Below are 19,139 nucleotides of genomic sequence, written 5' to 3' on the forward strand. Positions count from 1 at the left end.
TCCCCGGTCTTAATTAGGGCGTTGATATGAGTAATAACCTGATCGAAATCCGTGACCTCAGCGTGGCCTTCAGCGGCCAGACCGTGGTGCGCAACCTGTGCCTGGACATCCGCCCCGGCGAGTGCCTGGCCCTGGTAGGCGAGTCGGGCTGCGGCAAGTCGGTGACCGCGCACTCGATCCTGCAATTGCTGCCCGAGACCGGCACCGAAACCACCGGCAGCATTCGCTATCGCGGCAAGCAACTGCTCGGCGCTTCCTCCACGGTACTGCGAGAGTTGCGCGGCAACCGGATCGCGATGATCTTTCAGGAACCGATGTCATCCCTCAACCCGCTGCACAGCGTCGAAAAACAGATCGGTGAAACCCTGCTGTTGCACAAGGGGCTGACCGGCAAGGCGGCGCAGGCACGGATTCTCGAGTTGCTGCAACTGGTGGGCATCCAGAAACCCAAGGAGCGGCTCAAGGCTTATCCCCATCAATTGTCCGGCGGCCAGCGCCAACGGGTGATGATCGCGATGGCCCTGGCCTGCGAGCCGGAGTTGCTGATCGCCGACGAACCCACCACCGCGCTGGACGTGACGGTGCAGCGCAAGATCCTGCTGCTGCTCAAATCCCTGCAGAAGCGCCTCGGCATGTCGCTGCTGTTGATCAGTCATGACCTCAATCTGGTGCGCAGCATCGCCCAGCGCGTGTGCGTGATGAAAGCCGGGGAAATCGTCGAGCAAGCGCCCTGCGAGACGCTGTTCACCGAGCCAAAACATCCTTACAGCTGCGTCCTGCTGAACGCCGAGCCGGAAGGTGAAGCCCTGCCCCGGGACGAGCGCGAGAATGTGCTGGAGGTGGACAATCTGTGCGTGCGGTTCGCCCTCGGCGGCGGACTGTTTCAGCGCAAGACGTATTTGCACGCGGTGGACGGCATCAGCCTGAATGTCCAGCGCGGCAAGACCCTGGGCATCGTCGGTGAATCCGGCTCCGGCAAGTCGACGCTGGGTCAGGCGATCCTGCGCCTGCTCGATTCCGACGGCAGCATTCGCTTCCAGGGTGAAGCGCTGGACGGTTTGTCGCAAAAACAGCTGCGGCCATGGCGCAAGAAAATGCAGGTGGTGTTCCAGGACCCCTTCGGCAGCCTCAGTCCTCGGATGTCGGTGGCGCAGATCATCAGCGAGGGCCTTGAAGTGCATAGCCGGTTGACGGCAGACGAATGCAAGGCCGAGGTGATTCGGGCGCTGGAAGAAGTCGGCCTCGACCCGCAAAGCCGCCATCGTTACCCCCACGAATTCTCCGGTGGGCAACGCCAGCGTATCGCCATCGCTCGCGCGCTGGTGTTGAAACCGGCGCTGATCCTGCTGGACGAACCGACCTCGGCGCTGGATCGCACCGTGCAAAAACAAGTGGTCGCCCTGCTCCGTCAGCTTCAGGAAAAGCACGGGCTGACGTACCTGTTTATCAGTCACGACCTGGCGGTCGTGCGCGCCCTGGCCCACGACATGATCGTGATCAAAGACGGCAAAGTGGTGGAAAGCGGTGCCAGCCATGACGTGTTCGAGTCGCCGCAGCATCCCTACACCAAAGAGCTGTTGGCGGCGGCGCATTTGGGGTGGGCATAATCCGCGTCAAGCAGTAAGACCGAGTCGCTCCTATCGTCGGAACGCCGCCCGGAGCAAGCTCGCTCCCACAGGATATGTGATTGCCGCCGGACTCGGGGTCGACACAAAACCTGTGGGAGCGAGCTTGCTCGCGATAGGGCCGGCACAGGCAATAAATAATCAGGATCAGCACCCATGAACACCACCGAAAGCCTCAAGGATTACCAACAGGTCCGCCTGCTGGCGATCCGTTCATTGTTCGAAATCATCGAGCAGTCGAGTGAAGGCACGGTGATCGTCGATCGCGACGCCAATATCGTCTGGATGAACGAGCGCTACGCCCGGCGTTTTGGCCTGGAGTCGGCGCAAGTGGCCATCGGCAAAGCCTGCGAAAGCGTGATCCCCGGCAGCCTGCTGCGTGAGGTGGTGCGCAGCGGCCGGCCGATTCTGCTCGACATGCAGGACACCCCCAAGGAACCGCTGGTGGTGATGCGCCTGCCGATTCACGACGATACGGGCGTGGTGATCGGCGCCATCGGCTTTGCCCTGTTCGACGAATTGCGCAGCCTGTCGCCGATGCTCAAACGCTACATGAGCATGCAGGAAGAGCTTGCTTCCACGCGCTCGCTGCTGCGGGCGCGGCAGACCAAATACAACTTCGCCCACTTCATCGGCACCAGCGCCGCCAGCCTGGAAGTCAAGCGTCGCGCCCGGCGCAGCGCCAGCGCCGATTCGCCGGTGCTACTGCTTGGTGAAACCGGCACCGGCAAGGAATTACTGGCCCAGGCGATTCACGGTGCTTCGCCCCGCGCGCACAAAGCCTTCGTCAGCATTAACAGCGCGGCGATTCCCGAGTCGCTGCTGGAGGCCGAATTCTTCGGCACCGCGCCCGGCGCGTTTACCGGCGCCGACCGCAAGGGTCGCGCCGGCAAATTGCAGATCGCCCAGGGCGGTACGCTGTTTCTCGATGAAATCGGCGACATGCCGCTGCCCCTGCAAAGCAAGCTGCTGCGGGTGTTGCAGGAAAAGGAATTCGAGCCGGTGGGCTCCAACGAAGTGATCCAGAGCGATGTGCGGGTGATCGCCGCCACTTCGACTGATCTGGAAGCGGCGATCAGGCGCGGCGAGTTTCGGGCCGATTTGTATTATCGCCTCAATGTGCTGCCGATTCAGGTCCCGCCCTTGCGCGATCGCCTTGACGATCTGCCGGCGCTCAGCGAAGCGATCCTGGAAGAACTGCGCAGTCAGCATGAACTGAACCGCGAGGCGCTTGAGTTATTGGGTCAGCATGCCTGGCCGGGAAACATTCGCGAACTGCGCAATGTGCTGGAGCGGGCGGCCTTGCTCAGTGATGACCTGATGTTGAATGCCACGGATATCCGTGCGGCGATTGGTACGCTCATGCCGGTGGAACGTGTCGCGCCCTTGAATATCGCGGCGGTTGCCCATGAGACGTTCAACGAGGCTCGGGAACGGTTTGACCGGCAGTTGATTGAATCGGCCCTGGCGCAGTGCGGAGGCAAGGTCATTGAAGCGGCGGCACGGTTGGGGCTGGGGCGGTCGACGTTGTATAAGAAGATGGTGGCGTTGGGGATTGCAGAGTCTCTGCAAAGAGACATGGATCTCCATTTATAGACAAAGCTTCGCGAGCAGGCTCGCTCCCACAGTTGAGCGAATTCCTCTGGGATAATCGCTGTACCTGTGGGAGCGAGCCTGCTCGCGAAGAGGCCAGCACTGCCAATACATGTCTCATATTAGAGACTATCAAACACTCACCTCATCACAAATCTTATAAATTCCTTTATATTTCAACATGTTGCACTCATGGCACGAATCTCGCTAAAGCTCTCCCCCACAGTTTCAACCTAAAAAAATAACAATCCAGGAGACACACCATGAGTGTGATCATTGCCTTGGCAGCCCTCGCGCTGCTGATGCTCGCGGCCTACCGTGGCTACAGCGTTATCCTCTTTGCCCCGATTGCCGCCCTCGGCGCTGTCCTGTTCACCGACCCTTCCGCCGTCGCCCCTGCCTTCACCGGGGTGTTCATGGAAAAAATGGTCGGTTTCATCAAACTGTACTTCCCGGTATTCCTGCTCGGCGCGGTGTTCGGCAAGCTGATCGAACTGTCGGGTTTCTCGCGCTCTATCGTTGCGGCAGCGATTCGTCTGCTCGGCACCCGCCAGGCGATGCTGGTGATCGTGCTGGTCTGCGCGTTGCTCACGTACGGCGGCGTGTCGCTGTTTGTGGTGGTGTTTGCGGTCTATCCGTTTGCCGCCGAGATGTTCCGCCAAAGCAATATTCCCAAACGCCTGATCCCGGCAACCATTGCCCTCGGCGCGTTCTCGTTCACCATGGACGCCCTGCCCGGCACGCCGCAGATCCAGAACATCATCCCCAGTACCTTTTTCAACACCACCGCCTGGGCCGCGCCCTGGCTGGGCCTGATCGGCTCGATCTTCGTGGTCTGCGCCGGCATGCTGTTCCTCCAGCTTCAGCGCAACAAGGCGCAACATGCCGGTGAAGGCTATGGCACCGAACTGCGCAACGAGCCGGAAACCGCTGCCGATATCAAGCTGCCAAACCCATGGATCGCCCTGTCGCCATTGCTGGCCGTGGGCATCATGAACCTGTTGTTTACCCAGTGGATTCCGCAGTGGTACGGCAAGACCCACAGCCTCGCGCTGCCGGGCATGGCGGCGCCCGTGACCACCGAAATCGCCAAACTCACCGCGATCTGGGCGGTTCAGGCAGCCTTGCTGGTCGGCATCATCATGGTGTTGGTCTTCGGCTTCCAGGCGATTCGCGGCAAGTTGGCCGAAGGCAGTCGAAGTGCGGTCGGCGGTTCGTTGCTGGCGGCGATGAACACCGCGTCGGAGTACGGCTTTGGTGCGGTGATCGCCTCCTTGCCAGGCTTCCTGGTGCTGGCCGACTGGCTCAAGAGCATTCCCAACCCGCTGGTCAATGAAGCGATCACCGTGACCCTGCTGGCCGGCATCACCGGTTCTGCCTCGGGCGGCATGAGCATTGCCCTGGCGGCCATGGCCAATGACTTCATCGCGGCGGCCCATGCGGCCAACATTCCACTGGAAGTGCTGCACCGGGTCGCTGCGATGGCCAGCGGCGGCATGGACACCCTGCCGCACAATGGCGCGGTGATTACCTTGCTGGCAGTCACCGGCCTGACCCACCGCGAAGCTTACAAAGACATTTTCTGTATTACGCTGATCAAGACCCTGGCGGTCTTTGTAGTGATCGGTACTTTCTACGCCACTGGCATTGTGTGAGGTATTCATGACAACTCTTTCGGGCAAGACTGCACTGGTCACCGGTTCCACCAGCGGCATCGGCCTGGGCATCGCCCTGAGCCTGGCCAAGGCCGGCGCCAACCTGATCCTCAACGGTTTCGGCGATGCATCCAAGGTGATTGCCGAGGTGGAGCAGATCAGTAACAAAAGCGGGGGCAAGGTCGGCCATCACCCGGCCGATGTCAGCGATCCGGCACAGATTGCCGACATGATTGCCTACGCCGAGCGCGAGTTCGGCGGCGTGGACATTCTGGTCAACAACGCTGGCATCCAGCATGTGGCGCCGGTGGAGGATTTTCCGCTGGAGCGCTGGGATTCGATCATTGCGATCAACCTGTCGTCGGTGTTCCACGGCACCCGTTTGAGCCTGCCGGGCATGCGTGCCAAGGGCTGGGGGCGGATCATCAACATCGCCTCGGTGCACGGTCAGGTCGGCTCAGTGGGCAAGGCGGCGTATGTGGCGGCCAAGCATGGGGTGATCGGTTTGACCAAGGTGGTCGGCCTGGAAACGGCCCGGTCGAATGTGACTTGCAACGCCATCTGCCCCGGCTGGGTGTTGACGCCGCTGGTGCAGAAACAGATCGACGACCGCATCGCGACCGGGATCGAGCCGCAACAGGCGCAGCATGATTTGCTGGCCGAGAAGCAGCCGTCCGGAGAGTTCGTGACACCGCCGCAGCTGGGTGAACTGGTACTGTTTCTGTGCAGCGAAGCCGGTGGCCAGGTCAGGGGCGCGGCGTGGAATATTGATGGTGGGTGGTTGGCGCAGTAACCACTAACCCTTGTAATGATCGTTCCCACGCTCTGCGTGGGAATGCCTCAATGGACGCTCCGCGTCCGCTTTTGGGACGCGGAGCGTCCCGGGCTGCATTCCCACGCAGAGCGTGGGAATGATCGGTACACAACAAGAAGAGGCAAACCATGTCCGACATCCTCTGGCAACCCGGCGCCGAGCGCATCGGCAAGACCCGCATGGACGCCTTCCGGCGTTTCATCAATCAACGACATAACCTCGACGTCGCCGACTACCACGCCTTGCATCAATGGTCCATCGAGCAACGGGTCGACTTCTGGCAGGCCATCGTCGATTTCTTCGACATCCGCTTTCACGACCAACCCGACGCGGTGCTGGTCGAAGGCGCGCAAATGCCCAGCGCCCAGTGGTTTCCCGGCGCCACCCTGAACTTCGCCGAACACCTGCTACGGCGTCGTGACGATGCCGTAGCGGTGGTCGCCATTGGTGAAAACGGTCAGCGTGAACAGTTGACCTGGGCCGAACTGGCGGAGCATGTCGCCGGATTTCAGAACAGTTTGATCGCCTGCGGCGTCGGCCTCGGCGACCGCGTGGCCGCCTGCATGCCGAACACCTGGCAAACCCTGGTGGCCATGCTCGCCACCACCAGCCTCGGGGCGATCTGGTCCTGTTCATCGCCGGACTTCGGTACCCAAGGGGTGGTCGATCGCTTCGGCCAGATCGAGCCCAAAGTGCTGATCACCTGCGCCGGCTACCGCTACGCCGGCAAAGAGATCGACCAGACTGCCAAGATCAACGAAGTACTCGCTCAACTGCCGTCCCTGCAGCAGCTGGTCGTCGTGCCTTACGCACGGCCACAGGCGCGCATCGAAGCATTCCATACCCAGGCCAACGTCACGCTCTGGGATGATTTCTACGAGCCTGGCGGCGAGCCGGATTTCGTGCCAGTGCCCTTCGCTCATCCGCTGTACATCCTCTATTCCAGCGGCACCACCGGCATCCCCAAATGCATCATCCACAGCACCGGCGGCGTACTGCTGCAACACGTCAAGGAGCATGGGCTGCATTGCGATCTGGGGCCCGGCGACCGGTTGTTCTACTACACCACCTGCGGCTGGATGATGTGGAACTGGCTGGTCTCGGCCCTGGCCGTGGACAGCGCCGTGGTGCTGTATGACGGCTCACCCTTTCATCCCGGGCCCGAGCGTCTGGTCGAGCTGATCGACGACGAACGCATCAGCGTGTTCGGCACCAGCCCCAAGTACCTGGCGACCCTGGAAAGCAACGGCGTGAAGCCCCGGCAAAGCCACGATCTGGGTAGCCTGAAAACCCTGCTGTGCACCGGTTCCGCGCTGTCGCCCCAGAGCTACGACTACGTTTACCGCGACTTCAAGCGCGACCTGTGCCTGGCGTCAATGTCCGGTGGCACCGACGTAGTGTCGTGCTTTGTGAACGGCAATCCGCTGCTGCCGGTTCGTCGCGGGGAAATCCAGGGCAAGAGCCTGGGCATGGCCGTCGAGGTCTGGAACGATGCCGGTACTCCCGTCGTTGGCGAAAAAGGCGAACTGGTCTGCACCCGGCACTTCCCGGCAATGCCCATCGGTTTGTGGAATGACCCCACCGGGGAAAAGCTGCGCGCGTCGTACTTCAGTCTGTTCCCCGGGGTCTGGGCCCAGGGCGATTACGCCGAACAGCTGCCGCACGGCGGGATGCTGATCCACGGGCGTTCGGACGCGGTGCTCAACCCGGGCGGCGTGCGCATTGGCACGGCGGAAATCTACCGTCAGGTAGAGAAAGTCCCGCAGGTGCTCGACAGCGTAGCCATTGGCCAACAGTGGCAGGATGATGTGCGGGTGGTGCTGTTCGTGCGTTTGCGCGACGACGTCGAACTGGACGATGCATTGCAACAGCAGATTCGCCAGGTCATCCGCGCCAACACCACGCCACGGCATGTGCCGGCGAAGATTGTGGCGGTGACGGACATTCCACGGACGATCAGCGGCAAGGTGGTCGAGCTGGCCGTGCGCAATGTGGTGCATGGGCAACCGGTGAAAAACACCGATGCGCTGGCCAATCCCGAGGCGCTGGAGCAATTCCGCAGTCGCCCCGAACTCAAGGATTGAAACGCGATCGGCGTAGGAGCTGCCGCAGGCTGCGATCTTTTGATCTTGCTTCTCGGCAATCTCGAGCAGATCAAGATCAAAAGATCGCAGCCTGCGGCAGCTCCTACAGGGGTTATGCGTCAGTCCATGAGGCCCCATTCGCCGGGGGGTGTATGGGGACCCGGGGACGCTTCGGCGTGCAACTTCAAGCGCAAGCGCAAGTTGTTCACCGAATCCGCATGCTTGAGCGCCTCTTCCTCATCAATCGCCCCCTCGACGACCAATGCATAAAGCGCACCGTCGAACGTCTGCATCCCCGCCTCCTGCGACTTTTCCATAATCCCCTTGAGCTCGGAAAACTCGTTGCGCCGGATCAGATCGCCGATCGTTGGCGAGCCCAGCATCACCTCCACCGCAGCCCGGCGGTGACCGTCGCGGGTGGGCACCAGGCGTTGGGAAACGAAGGCCTTGAGGTTATTCCCCAGATCATTGAGCAGTTGCGCGCGACGTTCTTCGGGGAAGAAATTGATGATACGGTCCAGTGCCTGATTGGCGTTGTGCGCATGCAGCGTCGAGATCACCAGATGGCCGGTATCGGCAAACGCCAGCGCATGCTCCATGGTTTCGCGGTCGCGGATTTCGCCGATCAGCACCACGTCCGGCGCCTGGCGCAGGGTATTTTTCAGCGCGGCATGAAAACTGCGGGTATCGACGCCGACCTCACGCTGGTTGATGATCGACTTCTTGTGCCGATGGATGTACTCGACCGGGTCTTCGATGGTGATGATATGGCCGCTGCTGTGGCGGTTGCGATAGTCGATCAATGCCGCCAGCGAGGTTGACTTGCCCGAGCCGGTGGCACCGACGAAGAGCATCAGGCCTTGCTTGAGCATGACCGCCTCGAGCAACACCGAGGGCAACTTGAGGTCTTCGAAGCGCGGAATGTCGAGTTTGACGTTGCGCGCCACGATCGACACTTCGTTGCGTTGCTTGAAAATATTGACCCGAAAGCGCCCGACACCCGCCAACGAGATCGCCAGGTTCATCTCCAGTTCCCGATCGAACTCCAGGCGTTGTTCGGCGTCCATGAGGGATGCTGCAATGGCGGCAATTTCCCCGGGCTTGAATGGCCGCTCGGCCAAGGGTTTGAGCACGCCATCGAAGCGCGCGCCAGGTGGTGCGCCCGTGGACAGGTATAGATCGGAGCCATTCTGGTGGGCCAGAACTTTCAACAGCGCATCGATTTCCATGGCAAAAAGCATCCGCGAAGCATTCAATGAATAAAAATAACCCGAAACAGGTCATCCAGCGCCTACCGCCATGCAAGGATAGTAGACGCCGCCACACCGATTTAGTGCAGGACAATTTGATGAACGCATCACCGACCGGCAGCGATGCCCAGGCCTTGATCGCCAGGCTGGACTGGACATGCACTCCGCTGGGCACCGCCACTGCCTGGCCGCAGAGCTTGCGCACCGCCGTGGACATCGTGATTCATTCGCCGATGCCCATGCTGTTGCTGTGGGGGTCGCAGCTCACGCAGATCTACAACGATGGCTTCGCCCTGCTGGCCGGCAGCAAGCATCCACACGCTTTCGGACAACCCACACACCAGATCTGGCCGGAACTCAAAGACTTTACCGACCCGATTTACAGCGCTGTCCTACAAGGGCAGGTGCGAACCTACAGCGAGCAGCGCTTCACCTTACAACGCGATGGCCATGATTCCGACTTCTGGCTGGACCTGACCTACAGCCCCATCCGCGATGAAAGCGCCCAGGTGGCCGGTATCCTGGTCACCGCCATCGAAACCAACGAGCGCCGCCGCATCGCCCTCGAGCTGGAACAGCGCTCGGCAGCCAGCCTCAAGGCCCAGCATGAAACCGAGGAGCGCCTGCAACTGGCCCTGGCCGCCACTGATGCCGTCGGCACTTGGGATTGGGACATCAGCGAAGACCGTTTCATTGCCGACACCCATTTCGCCCAGCTGCATGGCGTCGACCCATTGCTCGCCAGCCAGTTGCCCATCAGTGACTACCTCCATGCCGTGCACCCGGAAGACCGCGCCATGGTCACCCGCAGCATCAAGCACTCCATTACCCACGGCAGCGAATACGCCGAGGAATATCGCCTGCTGCAGCCCGACGGCCAGTTGCGCTGGGTATTTGCCCGGGGTCGTTGCTACAAGGACCACCATGGCCGGCCCATCCGTTTCCTGGGTGCCGCCCTGGACCTGACCGAACGCAAACTCACCGAGCAGGCCTTGCGCCAGAGCCAGACCGAGCTGCAACTGATCATCAACGCCATGCCGATCCTGATCAGTTACGTGGACCGCGAGGAGCGCTTTCGTCTCAACAACGCCGCCTACCTCGACTGGTATGGTCTGACGCCCCAGGAACTCTACGGTCGGACGGTTCGCGACGTACTCGGCGAAGATGCCTACGCCTTGCGCGCCGAATACATCGCCGAAGCACTGGCGGGAAAGGCCTGCTGTTTCAGCATCAGCGCCTCGCATCGAGATGGCAGCATCCGTCAGGCATTGATGAATTATCTGCCGCGTCACGGCCCGGATGGCGCGGTGAATGGCTTCTACATCTTCGTGATCGACGAAACCGAGCGCAAACAGACCGAGGAAGCCCTGCGCAATCTCAACGAAACCCTCGAAGAGCGCGTCAGTGCCCGCACCCGCCAATTGGCCGAAGCCAATGAAAAACTGCTCAACGAGATGTTCGAACGCGAACGCGCCGAAGAAGCGTTGCGCCATGCGCAGAAAATGGAAGCGGTCGGCCAGCTCACCGGCGGCATCGCCCATGACTTCAATAATATGCTCACCGGGATCATCGGCAGCCTCGACTTGATGCAGCGTTACATCGCCGACGGTCGATCCGCGGAAATAGGCCGTTTCACCGAGGCGGCGGTATCCTCGGCCAAACGCGCCGCCGCCCTGACCCATCGCCTGTTGGCATTCTCCCGGCGCCAGTCACTGGATCGCAAACCGCTCGATGCCAATGAGTTGATCCGTTCCCTGGAAGATCTGCTCAGTCGCACCAAGGGCGACCACATCGAACTCAAACTGCAACTGGCCGAGGAAATCTGGCCGGTCAGCACCGACGTCAGTCAATTGGAAAACGCCCTGCTCAACCTCGTGATCAACGCCCGGGACGCGATGCCCGATGGCGGCCAATTGCTGATCGAAACCGCCAACGTCTATCTCGACGGCAGCGACATCACCACCCTGGAGCCGGTCAAGGCCGGGGATTACCTGATGATCGCCGTCAGCGACAACGGTACCGGCATGTCCCCATCGGTACTGGCCAAGGCTTTCGACCCGTTCTTCACCACCAAGCCCATCGGCCAGGGCACCGGTCTCGGGTTGTCGATGATCTACGGTTTTGCCCAGCAATCAGGTGGCCACGTCAGCCTGTTCAGCCTGCCGGGCCAGGGCACCAGTGTTCGTCTGTACTTGCCGCGGTTGTACGTCGCAGTGCCGAACCCGGCATTGTCGCCGGTCACCAGCGAGGCGCCAGCGGCGATTGCCGGTGAAACCGTGGTGCTGGTGGAGGACGATCCGGCGGTGCGCATGCTGGTGCTCGACCTGCTCAACGAGCTGGGTTATCACGCCCATGAAGCCGAAGACGCGAAGACCGCCCTGCCCTTGCTCGAATCCGACCTGCGGGTCGATCTGCTGGTGACCGATGTCGGGCTACCGGGCATGAATGGACGGCAACTGGCGGAAATCGCCCGTCAGCACCGGCCCGACCTCAAAGTACTGTTCATGACCGGTTATGCGGAGAAAGCCGCCGAACGCCAGGGCTTCCTCGAAGAAGGCATGGACATGGTGGCCAAGCCCTTTTCCATCGACCTGCTGGCCAACAAGATTCGCACGATGATCGGCCAACCCGAGTGAGTTGAGGCATAATCGCGCGCGCCCCCCCGCTGGCACCATCATAGCCACCAACATAGCCACCAACAGCCACCACCGTTGCAAGGTACCTGTCCCAATGAAAGCTCAAGCCCGCCATATTCTGGTGAAAACCTCGGAAGAAGCCGAGCAGCTCAAACAACGCATCGCCAAGGGTGAAGCGTTCGATGTGCTGGCCAAGAAGTACTCCACCTGCCCGTCCGGCAAGCGCGGCGGCGACCTGGGTGAAGTGCGGCCCGGGCAGATGGTTGGCGTGATCGATGCGGTGATCTTCAAAAAACCGTTGCGGGTGGTGCATGGGCCGATCAAGAGCAAGTTCGGGTATCACCTGGTGCAGGTGTTTTATCGGGATTGATCGGTTGGCTTGAGGGCCCCTTCGCTGCGGTGCGGCGACCCGACAAGCCAGCTCCTACAGGGGTTGTGTGTTGCCACAGATCGCAACCACACCAAGAAACCTGTGGGAGCTGGCTTGCCAGCGAACCGACTGCACAGCAGGCGGCCATCTTCCACTTACTTGGGAATCAACGCCCCCGCCACCTGAATCACCCGACTCGCCAACCGATGCCCGGCCTCTGCCGCATCAACCGGACTGCCGCCCTTGAGCCGACTGGCCAAATACGCCGCACTGAACGAATCCCCCGCCGCCGTGGTATCCACCACCCGCTCAACCTTCTGCGCCGGCACTTCGAACGACTCGCCATCACAGCGAATCAGACACGCCTCGGCACCGCGCTTGAGCACCACTTCCGGCGTGCCGATCTGCTCGTAAGCGGCAAACACCGCCGCGCAATCGGAAAAATGAAACAGTGCCTGCTCGTCATCCACGGTCAGCAATGCCAGGTCGACATACGGCAGAACACTGCGATAAGCCGCGCGCGCGTCCTCGATTGAGGCCCACAAGCGTGGCCGGTAGTTGTTGTCGAACACGATCCGCGCGTCTCGCTGCCGGGCCTCGATCAGGGTTTCCAGCAACTTCTCCCGCCCCTGCACACCGAGTACCGCCAGGGTGATGCCGCTCAAATACAGCACGTCGTAATCCGGTAGCGCCGCCAGGATCGGTGCGGCGGCCGGGGTAGTGAAGCAATCGCGAACGGCCGCCTCGTTGCGCCAGTAGAGAAATCGTCGCTCGCCGGCAGCATCGGTCTGGATGCAATACAGACCGGGCAAGCGCCCGGGCAAGCGCTGGACCATGCCCAGGCCGATGTGTTCGGCGGCCCAGCTCTGGCACATGGCATCGCTGAAACTGTCGTCGCCCAGGGCCGTGACGTAATCCACCGTGCCGCCCTCACCCAACTCCCGGGCCAGGTAGACCGCCGTGTTCAAGGTGTCGCCGCCGAAACTCTGTTGCAGGCTGCCGTCGGCGCGTTGCTGCAACTCGATCATGCATTCGCCGATCAGGGCGATGCGCGGGGTGTGGGGGCCCAGGGTGTTGATGGTGTTCATTGTTGTGGGGTCTCTGGTGTTGCGATGTTGTCTGGTCGGCCGCCATCGCGGGCAAGCCCGCTCCCACAGGATTTGGAAGTGCCGCCGAGTTTGGGCCCGACATAAAACCTGTGGGAGCGGGCTTGCCCGCGATGGCCGCGCCGCAGTCTCAAGCCTTAGAAACAGGTTTCCATGGTCTCGATGACATTCAGCTGCTCATCCACCAGACACCCGATACGCCATTTGTCGAACGTCAGGCACGGATGGGAAGTACCAAAGGAAATGATGTCCCCCACTCGCAACTCGACCCCCGGCGCCACGGTCATGAAGGCATGCTGATCCATCACCGCCGTCACCTTGCAGGCACTGACATCTTCACCCGTCGCCGGCAACGCACCCGCCTTGTAACGCAGCAGCGGCACCGGCAAACCGGCGTCGTAGGCCACATCGCGCTTGCCCAGGGCGATCACCGCAAACCCCGGCTCCGGCAACGACTGCACATGCGCCCAGACTTCCATCGCCGGGAGCAGACCTTCGTGCAGGTCGCTGCGACGGTCGAGCACGCAGCACTGCGCTTCTTTATAGATGCCGTGGTCGTGAGCCACATAGCTGCCGGGACGCAGCACGCTGAGGAAACGTCCGCCGGCATTCTGGGCTTCGAAGGATTCGGCGATCAGGTCGTACCAGGCCGAACCCGAGGCGGTGATGATCGGCTTGGCGATGGCGAAGGCGCCGCTGTCCTGCAGCTGCACCGCCAGACGTACCAGGGAGGCGGCAAACTCGCGGATGCCAGTCACTGCATGATCCCCGTGAATCACCCCTTCGTAACCTTCGATCCCGGTCAGCGCCAGGGCCGGTTGTGTTGCAATGGCCTTGGCCAGCGCGAGTACTTGCTCTTCGCTGCGGCAACCACAACGACCACCGACCACGCCGTACTCGATCATCACATTCAGTCGCACGCCGCGAGAGGCGAAATACGCGCCGAGATCAGCGACGTTGTCCGGGTGATCGACCATGCAATAAAAGTCGAACGTCGGGTCCGCCAGCAGATCGGCGATCAGCGCCATGTTCGGCGTGCCGACCAACTGGTTGGCCATCAACACCCGATGCACGCCATGGGCATAAGCCGCACGGGTCTGGGTGGCGCTGGCCAGGGTGATGCCCCAGGCGCCGGCGTCGAGTTGGCGGCGGAACAGCGCCGGGGTCATGCTGGTTTTACCGTGGGGCGCCAGTTCCGCGCCGCTGTTGCTGACAAACGCCTGCATCCAGCGAATGTTGTGTTCCAGCGCTTCGCGATGCAGCACCAGCGCGGGCAGGCTGACGTCGCGCACCAGGTTGGCACCCGTGTGGGCAAAGCCCTTTTCCACGGCGGCAGTATTTTTGGCAGAATACATGGTCGAACTCCTCACATTCGCGGCCGCGAGCAGCCACGGTTATTCGTTGATGCGACGGGCCAGGCTGTTGGCGCTGTCGATCAGCACCCGGCGGTAGTCGTTGTAGTTGTTCCTGGCATCGGCCCGGGGGGCGACGATGCACAGGGTCGCGATGGCCACGCCGCTGGGGTCTTTGACCGGGGCGGCGAAGCAATGGGTGAAGGTGTCGGCGACGCTGTCGAAGGAGAAGAATCCATCGATGCCGGCCTGACGGATCTCCTTGAGAAACTGTTCCAGCGGCAAACGCTCGCCGTTGGGCAGGATGAAGTCGTCATGGTCGATCAGGTCGAGGATTTCCTGGTCACTCAGGTGCGCCAGCAGCAAGCGCCCGGAAGCGGTCCAGGGGATCGGTGCGTTTTCGCCAATGTCCGAGGAAATGCGAAAATGCCGCTCGCCCTCCTTCATCAATGCCACGGTGTATTTGCGCCCGTTGAGCAGGCACATCTGCGCGGTTTCATGGGTCTGGCTGACGATCTCCTGCAAAGCGTGATCAGCCTCGCGGGTCAGGTCGAAATGACGCAAATGCGCCTGACCGAGGAAGTACAGCTGACGGCCGAGGTAGACGTGCCCGTCCTTGCCCACGGGCTCGAGAATGCGCCGTTCGAGCAGTGAGGCGACCAGTTCGTAGACCGTGGATTTCGGGCTGCCGATGCCACTGGCGATTTCATTCGGGCGCAGGGGCTGGCCGATCTCCTTGAGGAAATCGAGGATATCGAACGCCCGGTCCAGACCGCGCGCCCGGCGCTTGATGGTGTCTTCGGTCATGTCAGTGATTCCCATGCAAATTCGCCCTGTAGGAGCTGCCGCAGGCTGCGATCTTTTGATCTTGCTCTTGCGACTGGTCCAAAAGCGCCAAAAGATCGCAGCCTTCGGCAGCTCCTACAAGAGCGATCGCGGTTCAGGCCTTTTTCTTGTAGGCAACGCAGTCGATCTCAACCTTGCAATCCACCATCATGCTCGCCTGCACACAGGCCCGCGCCGGTGCGTGCTCGCTTGTGAAGTACTCGGAAAACACCTTGTTGAAACTCCAGAAATCCCGCGGGTCTTCCAACCAGACACCGGTGCGCACCACGTCTTCCAGGCCATAACCGGCCTCTTCGAGAATCGCGATCAGGTTTTTCATGGTCTGGTGGGTCTGTTCGACGATGCCGCCCGCAATGATCTCGCCATCCACCGCCGGCACCTGGCCGGACACGTGCAGCCAGCCATCGGCTTCAACGGCACGGGCAAAAGGACGGGGCTGGCCACCACCGGCGGTGCTGCCGGTGCCGTAACGAGTAATGCTCATGGGTGTTTCTCCTGATTGAAATATGAAAATTCTTTGGTAAAAGTCAGAAACGCGTGTTCTTGAGAAATTCCGCCAGTCGTGGCGATTGAGGGCGCTCGAACAGTTCCTTGGGCGGCCCCTGTTCCTCGATCCGGCCCTGATTCATGAACACGATCTTGTCCGACACCTCGAAGGCGAAGCGCATTTCGTGGGTTACCAGCAACATGGTCATGCCGTCTTCGGCCAGGCCCTTGATCACGTTCAACACTTCGCCCACCAGTTCAGGGTCGAGGGCCGAGGTCACTTCGTCGAACAGCATCAGGCTCGGGTTCATCGCAATCGCCCGGGCAATCGCCACGCGCTGTTGCTGACCGCCGGACAACTGACCGGGGTAATGGTCACGCCGTTCCAGCAGCCCTACCCGCTCCAGCCATTTTTCCGCCAGGGCCACTGCTTCATCCTTGTGCAGCTTCTTGACCTTGAGCAGACCGAGGGTGACGTTCTGCAACGCCGTGAGGTGTGGGAACAGGTTGAACTGCTGGAATGCCATGCCGGTCATGGCCCGATGGCGGGCGATGACTTTTTCCGGGTGGCGCACGCGCTTGCCGTTGACCTCGTCATAACCGATGGATTCGCCATCGAGCAGGATCTGCCCGCCCTGGAACTCTTCGAGCATGTTCACGCAGCGCAGCAGCGTGGTCTTGCCCGAGCCGCTGGAGCCGATCAGCGTGACCACGTTGCCGCGTTGCATGGTCAAGTCGACGCCCTTGAGCACTTCGAGCTGGCCGTATTGTTTGTGCAGGCCGCGGATGTCCAGCAGCGCTTGATTCTGTGTCGAAGCTTGAGCTTGTGTCATGGCAAGGCCACCCGCTTTTCAATGTGCCGGCCGAGTAATTCGATGGCGTAGTTGATGACGAAAAACAGAAATCCGGCGAACAGGTAAAACTCCAGGGTCATGAACGTCCGGGCGATGATCTGCTGGGTGCTAAGCAGCAATTCGGCAACGCCAATCACCGACAACAGCGTCGACGCCTTGACGATCTCGGTGGACGAGTTGACCCAGGTCGGCAAGATCTGCCGCAATGCCTGAGGCAACAGTACGTAACCGAGGGATTGAAAGAACGTCAGGCCGATGGCCTTGCTCGCTTCCATCTGGCCACTGGGCAACGCTTGCAAGGCACCCCGCACGATCTCGGCGACGTGTGAGCCGCAAAACAGCGTCAACCCCAACGCACCCGCCTGGAATGCACTGATCTGCCAGCCCAGCGCTGGCGCCATGTAGAAGCAGGCCAGCACCAGAACAAATACCGGCGTGCCGCGAATGACGTCGACGTAAAACCGAAACGGTGCGCGCATCCAGAACTTGCCGTAGGTCAGCACCAGACCGGCAACGATGCCGACCATCGTGCCCAGCAGAATAGCCAGGGCCGACACCTGCACACTGGTCAAAAAGCCCTGCCACAGCACTTCCCGCGCCACCCACAACTCATGCAACCAACTGGGGGATTCGTACATGGGGCCTCCTATCGGCGAATCGCCAGACGTTGCTCGAGGTAACGCAGCATCATGGCAATGAGGTAACAGGCCGCCACATAGAGCGCTGTGGTCACCAGCCAGGTCTCAATCACCCGGTAGCTCTCGACATTGATCTTGCGCGCGTAATAGGTCAGCTCCGGCACGGCAATCGCCGCCGCCAGCGAGGTGTCCTTGAACAGCGAAATGAAATTGTTCGACAGCGCCGGCAACACATTGCGCAACATCACCGGCACGGTGACGTAGGCCTTGACCTGCCACTCCCCGAGTCCGATGGCGAGGCCGGCTTCGCGCTGGCCCTTGGGGATGCTCAACAGTCCGCCGCGGAACACTTCGGTCAAGTACGCCCCGGCATACAGCGACAGGGTGATAATGAACGACGGGATCTTGTCCAGACGAATGCCCAGGCTCGGCAAAGCGAAGTAGATCAACAGAATCAACACCAGGATCGGCGTATTGCGGATCACCGTCACATACACCGACGCCAACACCCGCAACGCGCGATGCCTTGACAGCAAGGCAAACGCCATCAGCAGGCCGATCACGCAGCCGATGGCAATCGACACCAGCGCCAGCTGAAGACCCAGGCCGAGCCCCGCCAGCAACGTGTCGAAATCGCGCCACACGGCGGCAAAATTCAACTGATAGTTCATGGTCAGCAGCACCTTGAGCGGGGCGCGTCATGGGCGCCCCGCTCTCACGGGATCATTTATATTCGACGGGAAAACCAATGGCCGGGGTAGGCAGATCGACACCGAACCACTGCTTGAACGAGGCCGCATAGGTCGGGAACTCAACGCCGGTCATGGCTTCATGCAGGGCGGTGTTGACGAAGTTCAGCCAGTCCTGATCGCCGCGTTTGACCGCGCAGGCGTAGGTCTGCGGGCTCCAGGCGAAAGCCGGGCTGCGATAGCGACCCTGGTTTTGCACCATCAGGTACTTGACCGACGACTGATCGGTAGCCGCCGCGTCGGCACGGCCGGAGTTCACCGCCTGATACATCAAGTCCACGCTGTCGTACTGATCGACCTTGGCCTTGGGCAGCGCCTGGTGCACCAGTTCTTCGGCGTACACGTTCTGCAGCACCGCAACGGTCACGCCATCGCCGGCGGTCCTGAGGTCTTCGATCTCCTTGTACTTGCTGTTGGCGGGTAACAGCAGGCCGACACCTTCGCGGTAGTACGGCAGGGTAAACGCCACTTGCTGCGCCCGGCTGGCGGTCACGGTGATGAACTGGCAACTCATGTCGACCTTGTCCGTCAGCAGGTTGGGAATCCGGGCATCGGACGACTGCACCACGAACTCGACCTTGCTCGGGTCGTTGAACAAGCCCTTGGCGACCATCCGCGCGATATCGATATCGAACCCCTGCAACTTGCCGTCCGCGCCCTGGAAGTGCCATGGCGCGTTGGTACTCCCCGTACCGACAATCAACTTCCCGCGGGCCAGCACACTGTCGAGCTTGCTGTCTGCGGCCTGGGCAACCCCCACGACAGCAGCCGAAGCGGCGAAGAGAAAAACACATGCTTTGAACAAGGAAGGTCGGCGATGCATGGCAAGCACTCCAGGTGATGTGTATTCCGCTATACCGGAACATGGTATGTAACAACGGAATAGACAGCAGAAAGTGTGCCACAGGTTGTGGAGGGGATGTTGGGGAGATTGAAAAGTGTGTTGAATCAGAGGGATGCGTGGAAGCGCGAATAAAGGACTGGCGAAATACACAACTGGCGATGCGCTACCGTTGGCCACACAGCGCGGGTATTTGCACCACATATGAGGGATGGAGGTTCAAAAATGAAGCGAAGCGCC

16 protein-coding genes are annotated in these 19,139 nt (G+C 61.1%); 7 read left to right on the plus strand and 9 right to left on the minus strand.

Annotation, left to right across the window (positions count from 1 at the left end; all coding sequences use genetic code 11):
- Window positions 1-26 precede the first annotated feature (26 nt).
- The 5 genes from ACA067_RS17875 to ACA067_RS17895 all read left to right on the plus strand — a co-directional run bounded on the left by ACA067_RS17875 (window position 27) and on the right by ACA067_RS17895 (window position 7,771).
- Entirely contained in the window at window positions 27-1,607 is a 1,581-nt protein-coding gene (locus ACA067_RS17875; protein ID WP_497457796.1) for an ABC transporter ATP-binding protein, read from the plus strand.
- 174 nt (window positions 1,608-1,781) lie between these two features.
- Window positions 1,782-3,221 (plus strand): sigma-54 interaction domain-containing protein, encoded by a 1,440-nt coding sequence (locus tag ACA067_RS17880; protein WP_497457797.1) that lies wholly within the window; start codon window positions 1,782-1,784, stop codon window positions 3,219-3,221.
- 260 nt (window positions 3,222-3,481) lie between these two features.
- A complete protein-coding gene (locus ACA067_RS17885) occupies window positions 3,482-4,873 on the plus strand; it encodes a GntP family permease (RefSeq protein WP_497457798.1) in 1,392 nt (463 codons plus the stop codon).
- A 7-nt stretch (window positions 4,874-4,880) separates the two neighbouring features.
- Complete coding sequence (locus tag ACA067_RS17890; protein WP_497457799.1) at window positions 4,881-5,666, plus strand: 3-hydroxybutyrate dehydrogenase; 786 nt, start codon at window positions 4,881-4,883, stop codon at window positions 5,664-5,666.
- A gap of 149 nt (window positions 5,667-5,815) precedes the next feature.
- On the plus strand, window positions 5,816-7,771 hold the full coding sequence (locus tag ACA067_RS17895; protein ID WP_497457800.1) for an acetoacetate--CoA ligase: 1,956 nt from the start codon (window positions 5,816-5,818) through the stop codon (window positions 7,769-7,771).
- Window positions 7,772-7,890: 119 nt separating this feature from the next.
- Here ACA067_RS17895 and ACA067_RS17900 read toward each other — a convergent pair whose 3' ends face one another.
- The gene (locus ACA067_RS17900; protein WP_497457801.1) at window positions 7,891-9,000 is read right to left on the minus strand and encodes a PilT/PilU family type 4a pilus ATPase; all 1,110 of its coding nucleotides are present in this window, start codon (window positions 8,998-9,000) and stop codon (window positions 7,891-7,893) included.
- Between the two features lie 119 nt (window positions 9,001-9,119).
- Between ACA067_RS17900 and ACA067_RS17905 the strand changes: the two genes are divergently transcribed.
- Together ACA067_RS17905 and ACA067_RS17910 are read left to right on the plus strand one after the other, a co-directional pair.
- Window positions 9,120-11,657 (plus strand): PAS domain-containing hybrid sensor histidine kinase/response regulator, encoded by a 2,538-nt coding sequence (locus tag ACA067_RS17905; protein ID WP_497457802.1) that lies wholly within the window; start codon window positions 9,120-9,122, stop codon window positions 11,655-11,657.
- A 94-nt stretch (window positions 11,658-11,751) separates the two neighbouring features.
- Window positions 11,752-12,027, plus strand: coding sequence for a peptidylprolyl isomerase (locus tag ACA067_RS17910; protein ID WP_007898282.1), 276 nt, complete (start codon window positions 11,752-11,754; stop codon window positions 12,025-12,027).
- A 155-nt stretch (window positions 12,028-12,182) separates the two neighbouring features.
- Here ACA067_RS17910 and ACA067_RS17915 read toward each other — a convergent pair whose 3' ends face one another.
- The 8 genes from ACA067_RS17915 to ACA067_RS17950 form a co-directional block, all read right to left on the minus strand.
- Window positions 12,183-13,115, minus strand: coding sequence for a sugar kinase (locus ACA067_RS17915; RefSeq protein ID WP_497457803.1), 933 nt, complete (start codon window positions 13,113-13,115; stop codon window positions 12,183-12,185).
- A 155-nt stretch (window positions 13,116-13,270) separates the two neighbouring features.
- Window positions 13,271-14,488 carry an amino acid deaminase gene (locus tag ACA067_RS17920; RefSeq protein ID WP_497457804.1) on the minus strand — a complete coding sequence of 406 codons (1,218 nt, stop codon included), beginning with the start codon at window positions 14,486-14,488 and terminating at the stop codon, window positions 13,271-13,273.
- 39 nt (window positions 14,489-14,527) lie between these two features.
- A complete protein-coding gene (locus tag ACA067_RS17925) occupies window positions 14,528-15,292 on the minus strand; it encodes an IclR family transcriptional regulator (protein ID WP_497462797.1) in 765 nt (254 codons plus the stop codon).
- A gap of 133 nt (window positions 15,293-15,425) precedes the next feature.
- Window positions 15,426-15,815 (minus strand): RidA family protein, encoded by a 390-nt coding sequence (locus ACA067_RS17930; RefSeq protein ID WP_497457805.1) that lies wholly within the window; start codon window positions 15,813-15,815, stop codon window positions 15,426-15,428.
- A gap of 43 nt (window positions 15,816-15,858) precedes the next feature.
- A complete protein-coding gene (locus ACA067_RS17935) occupies window positions 15,859-16,650 on the minus strand; it encodes an amino acid ABC transporter ATP-binding protein (protein ID WP_497457806.1) in 792 nt (263 codons plus the stop codon).
- The gene (locus ACA067_RS17940; RefSeq protein ID WP_497457807.1) at window positions 16,647-17,309 is read right to left on the minus strand and encodes an amino acid ABC transporter permease; all 663 of its coding nucleotides are present in this window, start codon (window positions 17,307-17,309) and stop codon (window positions 16,647-16,649) included. Before ACA067_RS17940 ends, ACA067_RS17935 begins: the two co-directional genes overlap by 4 nt.
- Window positions 17,310-17,317: 8 nt before the next feature.
- On the minus strand, window positions 17,318-17,980 hold the full coding sequence (locus tag ACA067_RS17945) for an amino acid ABC transporter permease (protein ID WP_497457808.1): 663 nt from the start codon (window positions 17,978-17,980) through the stop codon (window positions 17,318-17,320).
- 52 nt (window positions 17,981-18,032) lie between these two features.
- The gene (locus tag ACA067_RS17950) at window positions 18,033-18,881 is read right to left on the minus strand and encodes a transporter substrate-binding protein (protein ID WP_497457809.1); all 849 of its coding nucleotides are present in this window, start codon (window positions 18,879-18,881) and stop codon (window positions 18,033-18,035) included.
- Window positions 18,882-19,139: the final 258 nt, after the last annotated feature.

The sequence above is a fragment of the Pseudomonas sp. LBUM1674 genome, assembly GCF_059695635.1.